Source organism: Acinetobacter sp. P8-3-8, assembly GCF_000214135.1.
GTDB lineage: Bacteria > Pseudomonadota > Gammaproteobacteria > Pseudomonadales > Moraxellaceae > Acinetobacter.
In genome coordinates this window covers 1-388 of record NZ_AFIE01000178.1, presented here as the reverse complement: position 1 = coordinate 388, position 388 = coordinate 1, and the positions used below count along the sequence as shown (strand labels likewise).

Genomic DNA, 388 nt, shown 5'->3' with positions numbered 1-388 from the left:
GCACAACAACACGCCTTTTGATGGTGGTATTCGTACTGGTTTTGTTGAGCTAGACAACAAGCTTGGTGAAGTCGGTAAGGGTGATCTAGTCATCATTGGTGCACGTCCAAGCATGGGTAAAACAACACTTGCTCAAAACTTTGCAGCAGACATGATGATTAATCAAAACCTACCTGTGTTGTTTGTGTCAATCGAAATGTCAGGCAAACAGATTGCACAGCGGATGATTAGCGGAATTGGTCAAATTGAGTTACGAAAAGTTTTAAGTGGTAAGGCTCAAATTGAGGACTGCGGAAAGATTAACACAGCTGCAATGATCTTAGAAAAAGCACCTTTGATGATTGATGACAATGCTCGATCAACGACTTCAACAATCCGCAGATCAGCT

The 388-nt window shown here is 42.0% G+C and carries 1 protein-coding gene; it reads left to right on the top strand.

What is annotated here, in order from left to right; translation table 11 throughout:
* On the top strand, positions 1 to 388 hold a 388-nt coding region (locus GGG_RS20305; protein ID WP_010118209.1), incomplete at both ends, for a DnaB-like helicase C-terminal domain-containing protein.